The 15,561-nt window shown below is 68.8% G+C and carries 16 protein-coding genes; 11 read left to right on the top strand and 5 right to left on the bottom strand.

Going from position 1 to position 15,561, the window contains the following annotated elements:
* The first annotated feature begins 77 nt into the window (after window positions 1–77).
* From EV651_RS14830 to EV651_RS14800, 7 genes are all read left to right on the top strand, one after another.
* Window positions 78–926 (top strand): Rossmann-like and DUF2520 domain-containing protein, encoded by an 849-nt coding sequence (locus tag EV651_RS14830; RefSeq protein ID WP_133785768.1) that lies wholly within the window; start codon window positions 78–80, stop codon window positions 924–926.
* Entirely contained in the window at window positions 923–1,750 is an 828-nt protein-coding gene (panC, locus tag EV651_RS14825; protein WP_133785767.1) for a pantoate--beta-alanine ligase, read from the top strand. Before EV651_RS14830 ends, panC begins: the two co-directional genes overlap by 4 nt.
* Window positions 1,751–1,891: 141 nt before the next feature.
* Window positions 1,892–3,550, top strand: coding sequence for an L-aspartate oxidase (locus EV651_RS14820; protein ID WP_133785766.1), 1,659 nt, complete (start codon window positions 1,892–1,894; stop codon window positions 3,548–3,550).
* Window positions 3,543–4,397, top strand: coding sequence for a carboxylating nicotinate-nucleotide diphosphorylase (nadC, locus tag EV651_RS14815; RefSeq protein ID WP_133785765.1), 855 nt, complete (start codon window positions 3,543–3,545; stop codon window positions 4,395–4,397). Before EV651_RS14820 ends, nadC begins: the two co-directional genes overlap by 8 nt.
* Window positions 4,398–4,501: 104 nt before the next feature.
* On the top strand, window positions 4,502–5,260 hold the full coding sequence (locus EV651_RS14810) for a type III pantothenate kinase (protein WP_133786090.1): 759 nt from the start codon (window positions 4,502–4,504) through the stop codon (window positions 5,258–5,260).
* 105 nt (window positions 5,261–5,365) lie between these two features.
* Window positions 5,366–5,803, top strand: a complete 438-nt coding sequence (locus EV651_RS14805) for a DUF6220 domain-containing protein (RefSeq protein ID WP_133785764.1) — start codon at window positions 5,366–5,368, stop codon at window positions 5,801–5,803.
* 35 nt (window positions 5,804–5,838) lie between these two features.
* The gene (locus EV651_RS14800) at window positions 5,839–7,263 is read left to right on the top strand and encodes a multicopper oxidase family protein (protein ID WP_133785763.1); all 1,425 of its coding nucleotides are present in this window, start codon (window positions 5,839–5,841) and stop codon (window positions 7,261–7,263) included.
* Here EV651_RS14800 and EV651_RS14795 read toward each other — a convergent pair.
* On the bottom strand, window positions 7,251–7,811 hold the full coding sequence (locus EV651_RS14795) for a carboxymuconolactone decarboxylase family protein (protein WP_133785762.1): 561 nt from the start codon (window positions 7,809–7,811) through the stop codon (window positions 7,251–7,253). The genes EV651_RS14800 and EV651_RS14795 overlap by 13 nt on opposite strands.
* 171 nt (window positions 7,812–7,982) lie before the next feature.
* On the opposite strand from EV651_RS14795, the gene EV651_RS14790 reads away from it, so the two are divergent.
* Complete coding sequence (locus EV651_RS14790) at window positions 7,983–9,281, top strand: hypothetical protein (protein WP_238156925.1); 1,299 nt, start codon at window positions 7,983–7,985, stop codon at window positions 9,279–9,281.
* Here the strand turns inward: EV651_RS14790 and EV651_RS14785 are convergent.
* From EV651_RS14785 to EV651_RS14770, 4 genes are all read right to left on the bottom strand, one after another.
* On the bottom strand, window positions 9,267–9,929 hold the full coding sequence (locus tag EV651_RS14785; RefSeq protein WP_133785760.1) for a DedA family protein: 663 nt from the start codon (window positions 9,927–9,929) through the stop codon (window positions 9,267–9,269). The genes EV651_RS14790 and EV651_RS14785 overlap by 15 nt on opposite strands.
* A 46-nt stretch (window positions 9,930–9,975) precedes the next feature.
* Window positions 9,976–10,869: an SPFH domain-containing protein gene (locus EV651_RS14780; protein WP_133785759.1), complete on the bottom strand. Its 894-nt coding sequence runs from the start codon at window positions 10,867–10,869 to the stop codon at window positions 9,976–9,978.
* Complete coding sequence (locus tag EV651_RS14775; protein ID WP_133785758.1) at window positions 10,857–11,303, bottom strand: NfeD family protein; 447 nt, start codon at window positions 11,301–11,303, stop codon at window positions 10,857–10,859. Before EV651_RS14775 ends, EV651_RS14780 begins: the two co-directional genes overlap by 13 nt.
* Before the next feature lie 74 nt (window positions 11,304–11,377).
* Complete coding sequence (locus tag EV651_RS14770; RefSeq protein ID WP_166658613.1) at window positions 11,378–11,944, bottom strand: helix-turn-helix transcriptional regulator; 567 nt, start codon at window positions 11,942–11,944, stop codon at window positions 11,378–11,380.
* Window positions 11,945–12,002: 58 nt separating this feature from the next.
* On the opposite strand from EV651_RS14770, the gene EV651_RS14765 reads away from it, so the two are divergent.
* From EV651_RS14765 to EV651_RS14755, 3 genes are all read left to right on the top strand, one after another.
* Window positions 12,003–13,226 carry an MFS transporter gene (locus EV651_RS14765; protein ID WP_133785756.1) on the top strand — a complete coding sequence of 408 codons (1,224 nt, stop codon included), beginning with the start codon at window positions 12,003–12,005 and terminating at the stop codon, window positions 13,224–13,226.
* Window positions 13,227–13,236: 10 nt separating this feature from the next.
* Window positions 13,237–14,757 (top strand): lysine--tRNA ligase, encoded by a 1,521-nt coding sequence (lysS, locus tag EV651_RS14760; protein WP_133785755.1) that lies wholly within the window; start codon window positions 13,237–13,239, stop codon window positions 14,755–14,757.
* Between the two features lie 216 nt (window positions 14,758–14,973).
* Window positions 14,974–15,303 (top strand): Lsr2 family protein, encoded by a 330-nt coding sequence (locus EV651_RS14755; RefSeq protein WP_130384932.1) that lies wholly within the window; start codon window positions 14,974–14,976, stop codon window positions 15,301–15,303.
* Window positions 15,304–15,561: the final 258 nt, after the last annotated feature.

Genomic DNA, 15,561 nt, shown 5'->3' with positions numbered 1-15,561 from the left:
CATGCTCTCATCACCTACGCTGACAGGTAGATCGTCTGGTACCCGGCAGCGGGACTGGAACGAGAAGAGAGTGAGCGATGGAACGGATCGGCTTGATCGGAGCCGGCCGGGCCGGGACCGCCTTGGGAGCAGCCTGGGCGGCAGCCGGACATCCCCTGGTCGGAGTCACCGCGCGCTCGGACGCGTCCCTGGACCGCGCCGCCCGCCTTCTGCCCGCTGTGCCCGTGCTGACCGCTGACGAGGTCACGAGGCGCGCCGACGTCGTACTGGTCGCCGTACCGGACGACCTGATTCACGAGGTTGCTCACACGCTGCCGTTGACCAGTGCGCAGTACGTCGTGCACTTGTCCGGAGCGCACGGCCTGGCCCCTCTGAGCGGGCTTGCTGCGACGCCGGTCGCACTGCACCCGTCCATGACCTTTCCAGGCGGTCCGGTGAGCCTGGACGGGGTCATGTTCACCGCGACCGCTCCTGATGCGGCACGATCGATTGTCGAGCGGCTGGTGAAGGCGCTGGGCGCACAGGTGCAGTGGATCGCCGACGACCAGCGAGCGCGCTACCACGCCGGTCTGGTCCACGGCGCGAACCACCTCACCACGCTGGTCTCGCAAGCAGTCGCCGTACTGCGGGAGGCGGGTGTGGCGGATCCGGTGGCGACACTGCGGCCGTTGCTCGTCGCAACCCTCGACAACACGCTGCGATCCGGTCATCATGCGCTCACCGGGCCGATCGCCCGGGGCGATGCCGACACGGTGGCAGCACATCTGGCAGTACTTCGGGGCAGTACGAGGCGCACGTACGCCGAACTGGCCCGGGCGACTGTGGAGCTGGCGACGGACGGGCGGCTGGACGCGGAGACGGTCCGCCGCTTGACCGAGGTACTGGACGGGCACCGGGCAGACCGGACAGGGGAGGCACCGCGATGAGACTCACCCAGACCAAGGCCGAACTGCGAGCGGCGGCCGCGATCAGGCCACGGGCGGTCGTGATGACGATGGGCGCCCTGCACGACGGCCATGCCGCGCTGCTGGCCGAGGCCCGCGAACGGGTCGGGCCGGACGGCAGCGTGGTCCTGACGATCTTCGTGAACCCGTTGCAGTTCGGGCCGACCGAGGACTTCGACCGGTACCCGCGGACGCTGGCCAGCGACCTGGCGATCGCGAAGAACGAGGGCGTCGACCTGGTCTTCAACCCGTCCCGGGACGAGCTGTACCCGAACGAGCCGTCGATCACGGTGCATCCGGGCCCGTTAGCCGACGAGCTGGAAGGCGTGTTCCGGCCGGGCCACTTCTCCGGCGTACTGACCGTGGTGTCGAAGCTCCTGCACCTGACCGCACCCGACCTGGCGTTGTTCGGCGAGAAGGACTATCAGCAGCTGACGCTGATCCGCGAGATGGTCTGCGACCTTGACATGGACGTCGACATCGTGCCGGTGCCGACCGTGCGGGAGGCGGACGGTCTCGCGCTGTCCTCACGCAACCGCTACCTGAGTGAGACCGAGCGTGACGAGGCGTTGGTGCTGTACCGGGCGCTGAGCGCCGGCGCGAAGGCGGGGATGAACGGGCCGGACGCGGTGCTGGCCGCGGCGCAGGCCGAGCTCGAGGCGGTGCCGTCGGTCAAGATCGACTATCTCGCCCTGCGAGCACCCGACCTCGGCCCGGTGATCGGCCCCGGCGAGGCCCGAATGCTGATCGCCGCCCGCGTCGGCCTGACCCGTCTCATCGACAACATTTCCATCACCCTCCGATGAATCCGGTTGATACCGTCGCGGGATGACAGTGCTGATGCCGCGACTCCGTCGCGGCGGGTCCCGGGGCTGTGACTCCCGGCCTTCCCTCGTCGCTCCGGTCGCTTCGCTCCCTGCGCTCCTCAGTCCAGGCCGGGAGGCCCCGTGACCGGTCCTGCAGTCCCGCAACGGCTCGCCGCGCCGGAGGCCGGTTGGACCGACTCGGTTGACGTGGTGGTGATCGGGTCCGGGGTCGCCGGGCTGACCGCTGCGCTGAGGGCCCGCGAGTTGGGCACCGTTCTGGTGGTGACGAAGGACGTCGTCGCCTCCGGCTCCACGCAGTGGGCGCAGGGCGGCATCGCCGCCGCCCTCGACCCGGAGGACTCTCCCGAGGATCACCTGCAGGACACGCTCGTCGCCGGCGCCGGACTGAGCGACCCGGAGGCCGTCCGGGTGCTCGTCACCGAAGGCCCGGACGCTGTCCGCGACCTGATCGACCTCGGCGCACGCTTCGACACCATGGCCGACGGGGAGATCTCGCTCGGCCGTGAGGGCGGGCATCACCGCAACCGGATCGCGCACGCGGGCGGCGACGCGACCGGCGCTGAGATCGAGCGGGCGCTGGTTGCCGCGGTCAAACGGGCCAAGGACATCCGGCTGGTCGAGCACGCCCTGGTCCTCGACCTGCTCACCGCGGCCGACGGCTCCATCGCCGGCGTGACGTTGCACGTGATGGGCGAGGGACAACTCGACGGCGTCGGCGCGATCCGTTCCCGGGCGGTAATCCTGGCGTCCGGCGGCCTCGGACAGTTGTACGCGGCAACGACCAACCCGAGCGTGTCGACCGGCGACGGCATGGCGCTCGCGCTCCGGGCCGGCGCGAAGGTGCGGGACCTGGAGTTCGTGCAGTTCCACCCGACCGTGCTCTGGCTGGGCAAGAGCGCGAAAGGCCAGCAGCCGTTGGTGTCCGAGGCGGTTCGCGGCGAGGGCGCGTTCCTCGTCGACCACACCGGCAAGCGGTTCATGCAGGGCCAGCACGAGCTCGCCGACCTGGCGCCGCGGGACATCGTGGCGAAGGCGATCATGCGCCAGATGCTTGCTGCCGGCAAGGACCACGTCTACCTGGACGCCCGGCACTTCGGCGACGAGAAGTGGCGGGTGCGGTTCCCGACCATCCTCGCGTCCTGCCGCTCGCACGGTATCGACCCGGTCCGCGAACTGATCCCGGTCGCCCCCGCCTGCCACTACTCGTCGGGCGGCGTGTGGACGGACCTGAACGGCCAGACCTCGGTGCCCGGCCTGTACGCCTGCGGTGAGGTTGCGTGCACCGGCGTCCACGGCGCCAACCGGCTCGCCTCGAACTCGTTGCTCGAAGGACTCGTGTTCGCCCGCCGGATCGCCGCGCACCTCGCGAACGGGCTGCCCGAACAGCGGGAGCCAGTCGTGGACCGCCGTACGCCGGGACTCGTCGACGCGGACGTCGTACCCGAGCTGCAGCGGGCGATGACCGTCGGCGCCGGCGTGATCCGGAGCGCGACCGGCCTCTCGGAGGCGGGTGCGGCGATCGGCAAGCTGATCGAGCAGCCGTACGACGAGCCGGGAACGCCGGGCTGGGAGGCGACGAACCTGGTGACCGTCGCCTCCGCGCTGATCGCCGCGGCGACCGCCCGCGAAGAAAGCCGTGGCGCGCACTGGCGCGAGGACCACCCGGACCGCGATGATCTGCACTGGTTCGGAAGCCTGGACGTGACACTTGATCAACAGGCTGTGCCACAGGCCACGTTTGTTTCGCGCGAATCCGAGGAGAATGACCGGAATGGATGAGACAGTCGACCGGCAGTGGGTCGGTGACCTCGTGCGGGCAACCATCGAGGAGGACCTGGCCGGAGGCGTCGACGTGACGACCACCGCCACGGTCGACCCGGAACAGGTGTCGGTCGCCGAGCTGGTCGCCCGCGCCGACGGCGTGGTGGCGGGCCTGGAGATCGCGGAACTGGTGCTGCGCCAGGTCGCGGCGCCGGACGAGATCGAGATCGAGCACACCGTCCGCGACGGCGACTCCGTGCAGCGCGGCGGCATCCTGATGACGGTCCGCGGCAAGACGCGGCAACTCCTGACAGCCGAGCGCACCACGCTGAACCTGCTCTGTCACCTGAGTGGTGTCGCGACGCTGACCCGGCAGTGGGTGGACGCGGTCGAGGGCACCGGCGCGGTCATCCGCGACACCCGCAAGACCATGCCGTTGCTCAGGTCCCTCGAGAAGTACGCCGTCCGTTGCGGGGGCGGGAAGAACCACCGGATGGCTCTGTCCGACGCCGCGCTGATCAAGGACAACCACGTGATCGCGGCCGGTGGCGTCGCGGAGGCGTTCCGACTGGTGCGTAAGGCCTATCCGGAGATCGGCATCGAGGTCGAGGTGGACTCGGTCGACGACGCGGTGATCGCGGTCGAGTCCGGCGCCGAGCTGGTCCTGCTGGACAACATGGACGTCCCGCTGCTGCGTGAAGCCGTTGAGAAGGTCGCCGGCCGGGCCCGGTTGGAGGCCTCCGGCGGGCTGACCCTGGAGCGGGCGCGCGAGGTCGCCGAGACCGGTGTCGACTTCCTCGCGGTCGGTGCGCTGACGCACTCTGCGCCGGTGCTCGACATCGCGTTGGACCTCAAGGAGGCCTGAGTGTTGCAAGGGTGTATCCCTCACTCCCACGCCTACTGCGCGGCACTCGGCGAGGCACTCCGCCGAGCACCTGCTCGCTACGGCGTGGGAGTGAGGGATACACCCTGGCCGTCGCCGTCGAGAACACCAGGACGTTGGTCGGCCTGGTGTTCGAAGGCACGGTCAAGCGGCACTGGTGGGTCGGGACCGATCCGCGTCGTACGGCGGACGAGTGGGCGGTGCTGCTGCAGGGCCTGCTCACGGGTGAATCGCCGGTGTCCGGGATCGCCGTGTGCTCCGCCGTACCGCATGTGCTGCACGAGTTGCGGGACGTCGTGTCGCGCTACTACCAGGGTGTGCCGAGCGTCGTCGTCGAGCCCGGTGTGAAGACCGGGCTGCCGGTGCTGGTGGACAACCCGCGGGAGGTCGGCACGGACCGGATCGCGAACGCGCTGGCGGCCGCCACCTTGTACGGCGCGCCCTGCCTGGTCGTCGATGTCGGTACGGCGATCACGATCGACGTGGTGAACCCGGCCGGCGCCTTCATCGGCGGAGTGATTGCCCCGGGCATCGAAACCGCGTCCGACGCGCTCGGGCAGGCGGCCGCGCAACTGCGCCGGGTCGAGCTGGTCCGGCCGCGGTCGGTGGTCGCGAAGAACACCGTCGAGGCGCTGCAGTCCGGTGCGATCCACGGTTTCGCCGCGCTGGTCGACGGTCTGGTCGCGCGGATCCGGACCGAGCAGTCTCTGGGCGACGATGTCGCGGTCGTGCTCACCGGCGCCCTCGCGCCGCTCCTGGCCGGCCAGTTGAGCACCCCGGTCCGCGACGAACCGTTGCTGACCCTGCGCGGTCTGTATCAGGCCTTCGCCCGCAACCACGGCTGAGACCTGGGTCCTGTCTGGTAATCCAGACAGGACCTAACCTCTTGTGCGCTTGAGGTGATCTGCCTCACTATGAGGCCAGGGGTGACTTCAGGGGTTGGGGGAAAGATGAGGTCTGTTTACCGTGCCCTGGCCGGGCTCATTGCGATCTTGGTGATCGTCCAGGCGATGGCGATCGCACTCGCGTGGTTCACGGTTCTGAAGGACGTCGACGGCGGCCTGGTGTTCGACAAGAACTCCGACGCCAACGTCGGGCACATGATCCACACCATCGTGGGCAGTGGGGTCATCCCGCTGCTGGCGATCCTGCTGCTGATCGTCTCGTTCTTCGCGAAGGTCGACGGCGGCGTGAAGTGGGCGCTGTACGTCTTCGGCCTGGTCGCGTTGCAGTTCGGGCTGGCTGCCCTGTCGTTCAGCGTGTCCGCGGTCGGCGCGCTGCACGGGCTGAACGCGTTCGTCCTGATGGCCGTCGCGGGTATGGCGGCCCGGCGAGCCGCGGCTCAGCCGGTGCCGGCGCCCGCAGCATCCCCGGCCCCGACGATCTAGATGCCGTTGGCAACTGACGGACGGGGGTCGTGAGGATGCGGTCGCCGTCTCGTCGTGCATTGATCGCGGTGATCGCGACGTTGGTCGTGCTCGCGCCGATCGGGTTCTTCTGGCAGCGGAGCCTGATCCCGAACGACCTGTCACCGATGACGATGGGGTACGCCGATTACGGCGGCGGGCCGGCGATGGCGCATCACGGGACCGACCTCAACCGGCTGACCGGTCCTGCCGACCAGAAGCCGGATGTCGCGGTGGATCTCGTGGCGCGCAAGGAGCGTTTCGACCTCCCCGGCCGCGGGCCGATGGACGGGTACACGTTGAACCACACGTCACCGGGGCCGCGGATCGTCGCGAAACAAGGCGATCTCGTCCAGGTCACCCTGCACAACGAGAACGTTGCCGACGGCATCACACTGCACTGGCACGGCGTCGACGTACCGAATGCGGAAGACGGTGTCGCGGGCATCACGCAGGACGCGATTGCGCCGGGCAAGTCGTTCGTGTACCGCTTCGTCGCGAAGGACGCCGGCACGTACTGGTACCACTCCCACCAGGTCTCGCACGAGCAGGTGCAGAAGGGGCTGTACGGCGTACTGATCGTCCAGCCGACCGCCGCGGATGTGATCGCAGCGGTGCACACGTACGACAAGGTCCGCACGGTCAACGGCGAGTACGGCGAACGTCGCGTGAAGGCGCCCGGTCCGATCGCACGGGTGCGGTTGATCAACACGGACAACGGACCGATGGCGGCCTGGGTCGACGGGGCGCCGTACAAGGTGGTCGCGGTCGACGGGAGCGAGGTGAACGCTCCCACCGAGGTGAGTGGGAAGGCGGTGCTCGTCACCGCGGGCGGGCGGGTGGACCTCGAGATCCCCACGTCGAAAGCGGTGCGGATCGGGCTCGGCGGCGGACCGACGACACTGGTGATCGGTGACGGTGACGCGCCGACCGGGACCGAGCCGCGGGACCGGGTCGACCTGCTGAACTACGGAGCCCCGAAACAGATCGGGTTCGATCCCACGAAGGCGAGCCGGGTGTTCCGGTACGACATCGGCCGGCGGATCGGGTTCTTCGACGGGAAACCCGGGCTGTGGTGGACGATCAACGGACATCAGTACCCGGACGTGCCGATGTTCGTGGTGAGCGAGGGCGACATCGTGCGGATGACGATCAAGAACAGCTCAGGTCAGGTCCACCCGATGCACCTGCACGGCCACCACGTCGTCGTCCTGAGCCGCAACGGGGTGCGCGCGACCGGAAGCCCGTGGCGCACGGACTCCCTCAACGTCGAGGACAAGGAGACCTACGAGGTCGCCTTCGTGGCCGACAACCCGGGCATTTGGATGGACCACTGCCACAACCTCCCGCACGCCGCCCAAGGCCTCGTGACCCACCTGATGTACACCGGCGTCACCACCGATCACCACCTCGGCGGCACCCCGAACAATCAGCCCGAGTAGATCGGCCGGCCGACCGTGAGGGAGGTGCGGAGCGTTTCGGGGAGGCCGTTGAAGGCCTCGTCGGGTTGGGTTCCGGTGGCGTCGAGGGTCTTGGAGAAGAACGCTCGGGCCGCGGCTGCCAGGGCCACGTCGAGTACGTCGGCGTCGGTCAGGCCGAGTGCTTTCAGTACGTCGACGTCCGCCTGCGTGACGGTGTCTGCGGCGAGCGCGACCTGGCGGGCGAAGGCCATCACGGCGCGGTCGACGGGGTCGTTCGCCGGCTCGTCGACGAGCGCCGCGACTTCCTCGGCGGTGTAGAACTTGTCCGCCAGGACCTGCCCGTGCGCGAGGCTGCAGTAGCTCGACTTCAGCGCGGTCGCCGCGGCCAGCGTGGCGAGCTCGTAGCGGCGCAGGTCCATCGACTCCTTGATCGCGCCGTTCAGCTGCTTCCAGGCCTCGTAGACGGCCGGTCGCGCGGCGAACGTGTGGACGAAGTTGGGCACGTGCCCGGCCGGCGCCCGATTCGCCGCGAACATCTCCGGAACGTTCGGCGTACTGATGAATGCCATCGTGGTCCCCCCTCAGCGGCTTAGAGGTCCCGCGGCTAGGTGCCGCCTGCTGCGCGACCTCTACTTCACGGTAGGTCTGCGATACCGATCCGGCAACGGGTGTAGGGGGAGGGCACCTGCGACTGGGTAAGGTTCACCCGGTTGGTCGTGAGGAGACGAGGGGTGGTCGGAATGCGGCGCGTGCTCGCCGTAGTGCTGGCGGTAGTCACGGGCGCTGCCTCGCTGACTGCCTGTGCCTCCGATCCGGCGCCGACCGATGTCGGCGTCGCGTGGGCGCCCAAGGGGCGGGCCGCGGTGCTGGTGACCTGGAAGGACAACGGGCAGCCGAACCGGATCACGATCGAGGGTGTGCTCAGCGAGAGCCCGTCGTACGTGAAGTACATCGCGGCCGGCGAACCGAACCGGTGGGAGATCCCGACCTCGGCGTTCCCGCCGGACGGGAACTACAAGGTCGCCGTCGCGACCGGGACCTCACAAGGCGGCGTGACCAGCAAGCTCACCAGGTCGCCGGTGTTCGACACCGACGGTCCGGTGCGGCCGAGTGCGGCGGCGGTGGCGAAGCAGGGGCGCGGGGTGCTGATCAGATGGTCGGTGCCGGTCGCTCCGCAGGACTTCACCCCGAACGACCCGCTGGACGTCAAGGGCAAGAAGACCCAGCGGTACGTGCCGCTGATCGGGCGTCCCGGCCAGATGCTGAAGGTGATCGGCCCGGCGACGACCTCGACCCGGCAGGTGATCAAGAGCATCAAACCGCCGTACACCTTCCAGCTGCGCACCCAGAACGAGTGGAGCACCAGCATCGGCGGGCAGGTGCTCGGGCTGACCAGCTCCATCAACGCGGCCGTGCCGAGTTTGGCCCAGTTCAGCGTGCCGATCCGGGTCCGCGGACGGGTCGTCCTGTACCAGGTCGGCTGTGACCTCGACTCGCCGTGCACGAGCCAGCGCGCGACCCCGGCCGGCGTACCGGTCGTGGTGCTGACCCAGGTCACCCCGGGCTCGCGGTGGACACCGGCGGCCCGCGGGTCGACGACGGCCGGGGGGTACTACGACATCGCGGTGCCGACCGGCGGCAGCCGGCCGTACAAGATCACCGTGCCGGAGAACACCAAGGGCGGGACCCACACGGGTACGTCGACCAGCAAGCCGGCGTACACGAAGAGCATCGTCCGGATCGCGTCGGCCGGATTCGCCAACGGGAACACCGCGACGGCGAAGGGCTCGACCGTGACCGTGTCCGTCGCCGTGAAGCCGGCCTTGAACACGATCGTGATGCTGCAGGCCTGGAACCGGCAGACCCGCCGGTGGGTGGACTCCAAGGCGCTGCCGATGCGCAACGGCCAGGCCGCGCTGGCGTTCAAGGCCGCGCAGCCGGGCGACTTCGTCTACCGGTTCGTGATCCCCGGCGCGATGATGTTCGGCCGTCCGATGGACGGGACCACGACGCCGCAGCTGCAGCTACACGTCCGCTGACTCGGTCGCCGCCTCGGGAACCGACTCGGCCTCGTCGCGACGACGCTTGCGGACCTTGTGTACGACGTACAGCGCGACCGCCACGACCGCGACGGCGATCAGCGCGAAGACGGACACCCGGCCGAAGATCTTGTCGGCGTTGTCGCCGATCTTGTAGGCGACGACACCGATCGTGGTCGCCCAGGCGATGCCGCCGGCCGCGTTCGCGGCCAGGAAGCGCGGGTAGTGCATCCGCAGCATGCCGGCCATCGGGCCCGCGAAGATCCGCAGCAGTGCGACGAAGCGGCCGAAGAACACCGTCCAGACGCCGTACTTGTGGAAGTACTTCTCGGCCCGGACGATCCGGTCCTCGGAGAAGTGATGGAACCGTTTGCCCAGCCGTTCGAAGAGCCGGCGGCCGGCCTTGCGGCCGATGAAGTAGCCGATCGAGTCGCCGATGATCGCGCCCGCGGCGGCGGCCAGGATCACGAACTCGATCTTCAGATGATGCTGCTGCGACGCCAGCAGGGCGGCCGCGATGAGCGTGGTCTCACCGGGCAGCGGCACACCCATGCTCTCCACGCCGATGACAAGTGCGACCACCAGATACGCCAGGACGGCCACCCCGGTAGGAATGGCGATCGCCTGAGCGAGCAGAGGTTCCCCCATGCACCCATAGTGACATCGCCGGACAACCGATTTGGTGCCGGGGCAACTAACTCCGGGGTATTTCAGGGGTGGTGTGGCCGTTCTCCGACGGGACCTGCGGTGGGGTCGTGTCGCCGCTGAACGCCTTGGTGACGTTCTGCAACGCCGTCGTGACCTCGGACGGGATCACCCAGAAGGTGTTGCCCGGTCCCTTGGCGAGTTCGGGGAGCATCTGCAGGTACTGGTAGGCGAGCAGCTTCGGGTCCGGGTCGTTGCGGTGGATGGCCTCGAACACGGTGTCGATCGCCTTCGCCTGGCCCTCGGCGCGCAGGATCGCCGCCTGCCGGTCGCCTTCCGCGGTCAGGATCCGGGACTGCCGCACGCCCTCGGCGTTCAGGATCGCGGCCCGCTTCTCCCGCTCGGCCCGCATCTGCTTCTCCATCGACTCCTTGATCGACCCCGGCGGCTCGATGGCCTTCAGCTCGACCCGGTTCACCCGGATCCCCCACTTGCCGGACGCCTCGTCGAGGACCCCGCGCAGGATCGAGTTGATGTGCTCGCGCGACGTCAGCGTCTTCTCCAGGTCCAGCGCGCCGATGACGTTCCGCAGCGTGGTCACGGTCAACTGCTCGATCGCCTGGATGTAGTTCTGGATCTCGTACGCCGCGGCGCGCGGATCGGTGACCTGGAAGTACAGCACCGTGTCGATGTGGACGACCAGGTTGTCCTCGGTGATCACCGAGTTCGGCTCGAACGACACCACCTGCTCGCGCAGGTCGATCAGCTGCCGCGGCCGGTCGACGAACGGGATCACCACGTTCAGGCCGGGCTCGAGCGTGCGCAGGTACCGGCCGAGGCGCTCGACGTTGCTGGCCCGCGCCTGCGGCACGATCCGCACGGTCCGCAGTACCAGGACGACGGCGAGCAGCGCGACGACGATTCCGATGATCAGTTCGGCCATGGTTCCTCCTGAGGATGGACGAGAGCGGTAGCCCCCTCGATGGCGAACACGTCGACCCGGGTGCCCGCGGGGATCTGCAGGTGCGGGTCGTAGGAGCGGGCGCTCCACTCCTCGCCGCCGATCCGGACCCGGCCGGCGTCGCGGTCACACGGCGCGAGGACGACGGCCTCGCGCCCGACCAGCGCGGCGACGCCGGTACGAAGCCCCGGGTGCCCGGTCAGATGCCGGCGCGCGACCGGGCGCACCAGCGTGACCATGGTCGCGGCCGTGACCGCGAAGGCCAGCACCTGGAAGGCGATCCCGAGTCCCAGCCCGCCGATCGCGGCCGCCGAGAGCGCGGCGACGGCGAGCAGGAGCAGGTCGAAGGTCGCTGTCATCAACTCGGCCGTGCCGAGGACGGCGGCGACGATCAACCACAGGATCCAGGACTGCATAGCGACCACCCGACGGCGGAAAATACCTATACATTCGACGGTACTCCTGGATACGCGGTCAGGCAGCTAACGGTTCAGCTGCCTTCCGGCGGATCCCCGGTCGGTACGACGGCGATCAGCGAGGTGATCTCGCGTGCGCCGGCCGGATGGCTGGTGATCGTGCGGCCCTTCTTGTAGCGGTCGACGACCTCGATCAGCTCTTCGTTGAACCTCTTCGCCTCGTCATGGGTCAGCCACAGCCGGGACCGGCTCATCGAACTCACATCGTCCCAGGGGTCGTCCGCGGCCATGTCCACGAACTGGTCGAGGACGCCGTCCATGGCGGTCTTGATCATCGCCTGGCTGGCCAGCCGCCCGGCGCTGGTGGACTGCGACGAGATCACCAGGCTGGCGGCCGGCGCCTGCCAGGGCCGCTCGCGGCCGTCGGCGGACTCGTCGGCGCGCTGGATGATGCCCCACTTCTCCAGGGCGCGGAGGTGATAGCTCATCGCGGACGGCGTCAACCCGGCCAGCTCCGCGCACTCGGTGGCGGTCAGCACCTTGCCGTTGAACAGTTCGTCGATGACCCGCTGCCGGGCCGGGTGTGCGAGGGCCCGGATCGCCTTCGGGTCCGTGATCACCAGCCGCTTCTTCTTCGCCACGAGGTCAGCGTAGCGAACCCCTTGACGCCGCAAGATCTGAAGTGTGTACTTCATAACTATGAAGCAAACACTTCAGACCTCGATCTGGTCTCTCCGCGACATCCGGCTGGTGCTGCCCGCTCGCGCGCTGTCGTACGCGGGCGACTCGATCGCGATGATCGCGTTGCTGCTGCGGGTCTCCGACAGTCACGGGCCGGCGGCCGTCACGGCACTGCTGCTCGCGTTCGCCGTACCGACCGTGCTGATGATCCCGTTCGCGGGGCGGATCGTGGACGGGTTCGACTCGCGGACGGTGCTGGTCTGGTCGGGGCTGCTGCAGGTGGTCGCCGGCATCGGGCTGGCGTTCGTGCACGACCTGGTCAACACGCTGGCGCTGGTGTGCGTGCTTCAGATCGGCCAGGCTGTCGCCGGACCGGCGTGGGGTGCGCTGATCCCGCGGATCGTCGGCGAGGAACTGGTCGGTCGCACCACCGGCACCAGTCAGGCATTGATCGGGGTCGCGACGCTGGCGGGCTCGGCGGCCGGTGGTGTGCTCGTCGGTTGGGTCGGCAGCCGCGGCGCACTGCTCGTCGACGCCGCGACCTTCCTTGCCCTGGTGGTCATCGCGCAACTGGTCCGGACCCGCCGCCGGCCGGAGCCCGGGGCCGCTCGTGAGCGCGGCGGGGTGTCGGCGGGACTGCGCGCCATCTTCGGTGACGACATCCTGAAGATCCTGGTGCCCGCGCTGTGGATGTTCGTGGTCGTGGGCGAGGCGGTCAACGTCGTGGAGGTCTTCTTGATCACCGGCGAGCTCGGCCTGGGGCCCGCTATGTACGGCGTGGCGGGCGCGGCGACCGGAGCCGGGGCGATCCTGGGGGCCTGGTGCAGCGGCCGGCTGAACGGCGACCGGGCCCGGGCAATGGGAGTCGTCGTGGGAACGGCGGCGGTCGGCGGGTCGAGCGTGCTGATGGGTCTGGCGGGCAACCTCGTGACGCTGCTGATCGGGGCCACCGCGATCGGCGTCGGCAGCGGGTTGCTGAACGCGGCGACCAGCGCACTCGTAGTGACCAGGTCCGCCGAAGCCGTCCGTGGCCGGGTGATCGCGGCCCTGAACGGAACGGTCCGCTCGTTCAGCATTCTCGCGATGCTGCTGGGCGGTCTCGCCGGTGCGCTGCTCGGTCCGCGCGGGACATTCGTGTCGTGCGGAGTGGCGTGCGTGGTGGCCGCCGCGATCGTCGGTGGCCTGATCGCCCGGAGCAAGGACGAATCAAAGGATTCGGAGCTGGAGGCAGTCAGTCACTAGCCTTTGGGGCATGACTGACGCACACGTGGACCCGGTGAACCCCGACAGCGGGCAGGACGACCTGCCCGAGCAGATGCGGGTTCGCCGGGAGAAGCGTGACCGCCTGCTGGCGGAAGGAGTGCCGCCGTACCCGATCTCGGTGGCCCGGACGCACCTGCTCAAGGACCTGCGGGCGAAGTACGACGCGCAGGACCTGGAGCCCGACACCCGGACCGGCGAGCAGGTCTCGGTGGCCGGCCGGGTGATCTTCCTGCGCAACACCGGCAAGCTCTGCTTCGTCCGGCTGCGCGAGGGGGACGGGACCGAGCTGCAGGTGATGTTCTCGCTCGCCGACCTCGGCGAGGAGGAGCTGGCCCGGTTCAAGCAACTCGTCGACATCGGCGACCTGCTGGCCGTCCAGGGCGAGGTGATCACCAGCCGCCGCGGTGAGCTGTCCGTGCAGGCGACCGCGTGGCAGATGGCCGCGAAGACCCTCCGCCCGCTCCCGAACGAGCACAAGCCGCTCAGCGAAGAGGCGCGCGTCCGGATGCGGTACGTCGACCTCATCGTCCGCCCCGAGGCGCGCGAGATGGTCCGCGCGAAGGCAGCCGTCCTGAAGGCGCTGCGCGCGACGTACGACGATCACGGCTTCGTCGAGGTCGAGACGCCGGTGCTGCAGCTGACCAACGGCGGCGCCGCGGCCCGGCCGTTCTCGACCCACCTGAACGCGTTCGACCAGGAGATGAAGCTGCGGATCGCGCTCGAGCTCGACCTCAAGCGGGCGATGATCGGCGGCGTCGACCGGGTGTACGAGATCGGCCGCACGTTCCGTAACGAGGGGCTGGACTCGACCCACTCCGCGGAATTCTCGATGATCGAGGCGTATCAGGCGTACGGCGATTACGACACGATGGCCGAGCTGATCCAGGAGCTGATCCGGAACGCGGGCCGTGCGATCGGTCGTACGACGGTCACCGGGCGCGACGGTTCCACCATCGACATCGAGCAGCCGTTCCGGCATGCGACGCTTTTCGGGCTGCTCTCGGAAGCGGTCGGGGAGAGTGTCGACGCGACCACCGACCTGGCTGGTCTGACGAAGTTGGCCGAGCAGCACGACGTCGAGTTGCAGCCGGGCCGGAATGCCGGCGAGATCGCCGTCGACTTGTTCGAGAAGCTCTGCGAGCACACCCTGATCCAGCCCACCTTTGTCCGCGACTATCCGGAGTCGGCGCGGCCGCTGGCGAAGCCGCACCGGGAAATTCCGGGACTGGTCGAGGCCTGGGACCTGTTCTTCAACGGCGTCGAACTCGGGGTCGCGTACTCGGAGCTGAACGACCCGGTGATCCAGCGCGATCGCCTGGTGGAGCAGTCGTTGCAGGCCGCCGCCGGCGACCCGGAGGCGATGGATCTCGACGAGGACTTCCTGCGCGCGATGGAATTCGGGATGCCGCCGGCCGGCGGCATGGGGATGGGCCTGGACCGCTTGGTGATGTTGCTCACCGGGACCGGTATCCGGGAGACGATTCTGTTCCCGTTGCTGCGTCCGGAGTGATTTTCCAGGTCGTTGCATAGCACAACGGTCGGCCTTCGCAAATCCCGGGGCTGAATTCATTCCGGCCCGGCCGGTTCGTACCGGATGAATACTCAAGGTCACCATGACTGCGCAGCGTCGATGAATGACAAGCACCTGGTTTGTGCGGTACAAATCAGGTGCTAACAATTCAGCAGGGGATTGTGCCCGATGGCGGGCGCGGAAAGGTTGTCATCGATGGCGCAAAGGGTGCAGGTGGTTCTCGAGGACGATCTCGACGGCGGTAAGGCCGACGAGACCGTCACTTTCGGGCTGGACGGAACGACCTATGAGATCGACCTGTCCAAGAAGAACGCCGCGAAACTGCGCGACGCCCTCGCCGCGTACGTCGGCTCTGGCCGCCGGGTGGCCGGCCGCCGGGGTGCGGCGGGCCGGGCGCGCGGCCGCGGCCGGTCGGCCTCGGACTCCGCGGACATCCGGGCCTGGGCCAAGGAGAACGGCTACGAGGTCAGCGAGCGCGGCCGGATCTCCGCCGAGGTGCGCGCGGCGTACAACGACGCGAAGTAATTCCAGTTGTCGCCGGTCCCGGCACCCGATTGGGGTGCCGGAGGCAGAACGGGCGGGGTGTGTCCACAGAAAGCGTGGACCTACCCCGCCCCTCTGTGTCATGTGGAGCTTCGCTCCGTGGGACCGTCCGCATTCCGGTTGTTTCACAGAGTGGGACAACGGCGTGTCGCGGCTGATGGCTGACCGCGCAGGCAGTTCTGGGAATTCGCTGGTGGCGAACACGCTGTCGGATCGCGGTGCATCGGGAACACGCTGGTC

It is taken from the genome of Kribbella sp. VKM Ac-2571 (genome assembly GCF_004362255.1).
Classification (GTDB): domain Bacteria; phylum Actinomycetota; class Actinomycetes; order Propionibacteriales; family Kribbellaceae; genus Kribbella; species Kribbella pratensis.
This window is presented reverse-complemented; position numbering and strand designations above follow the sequence as displayed.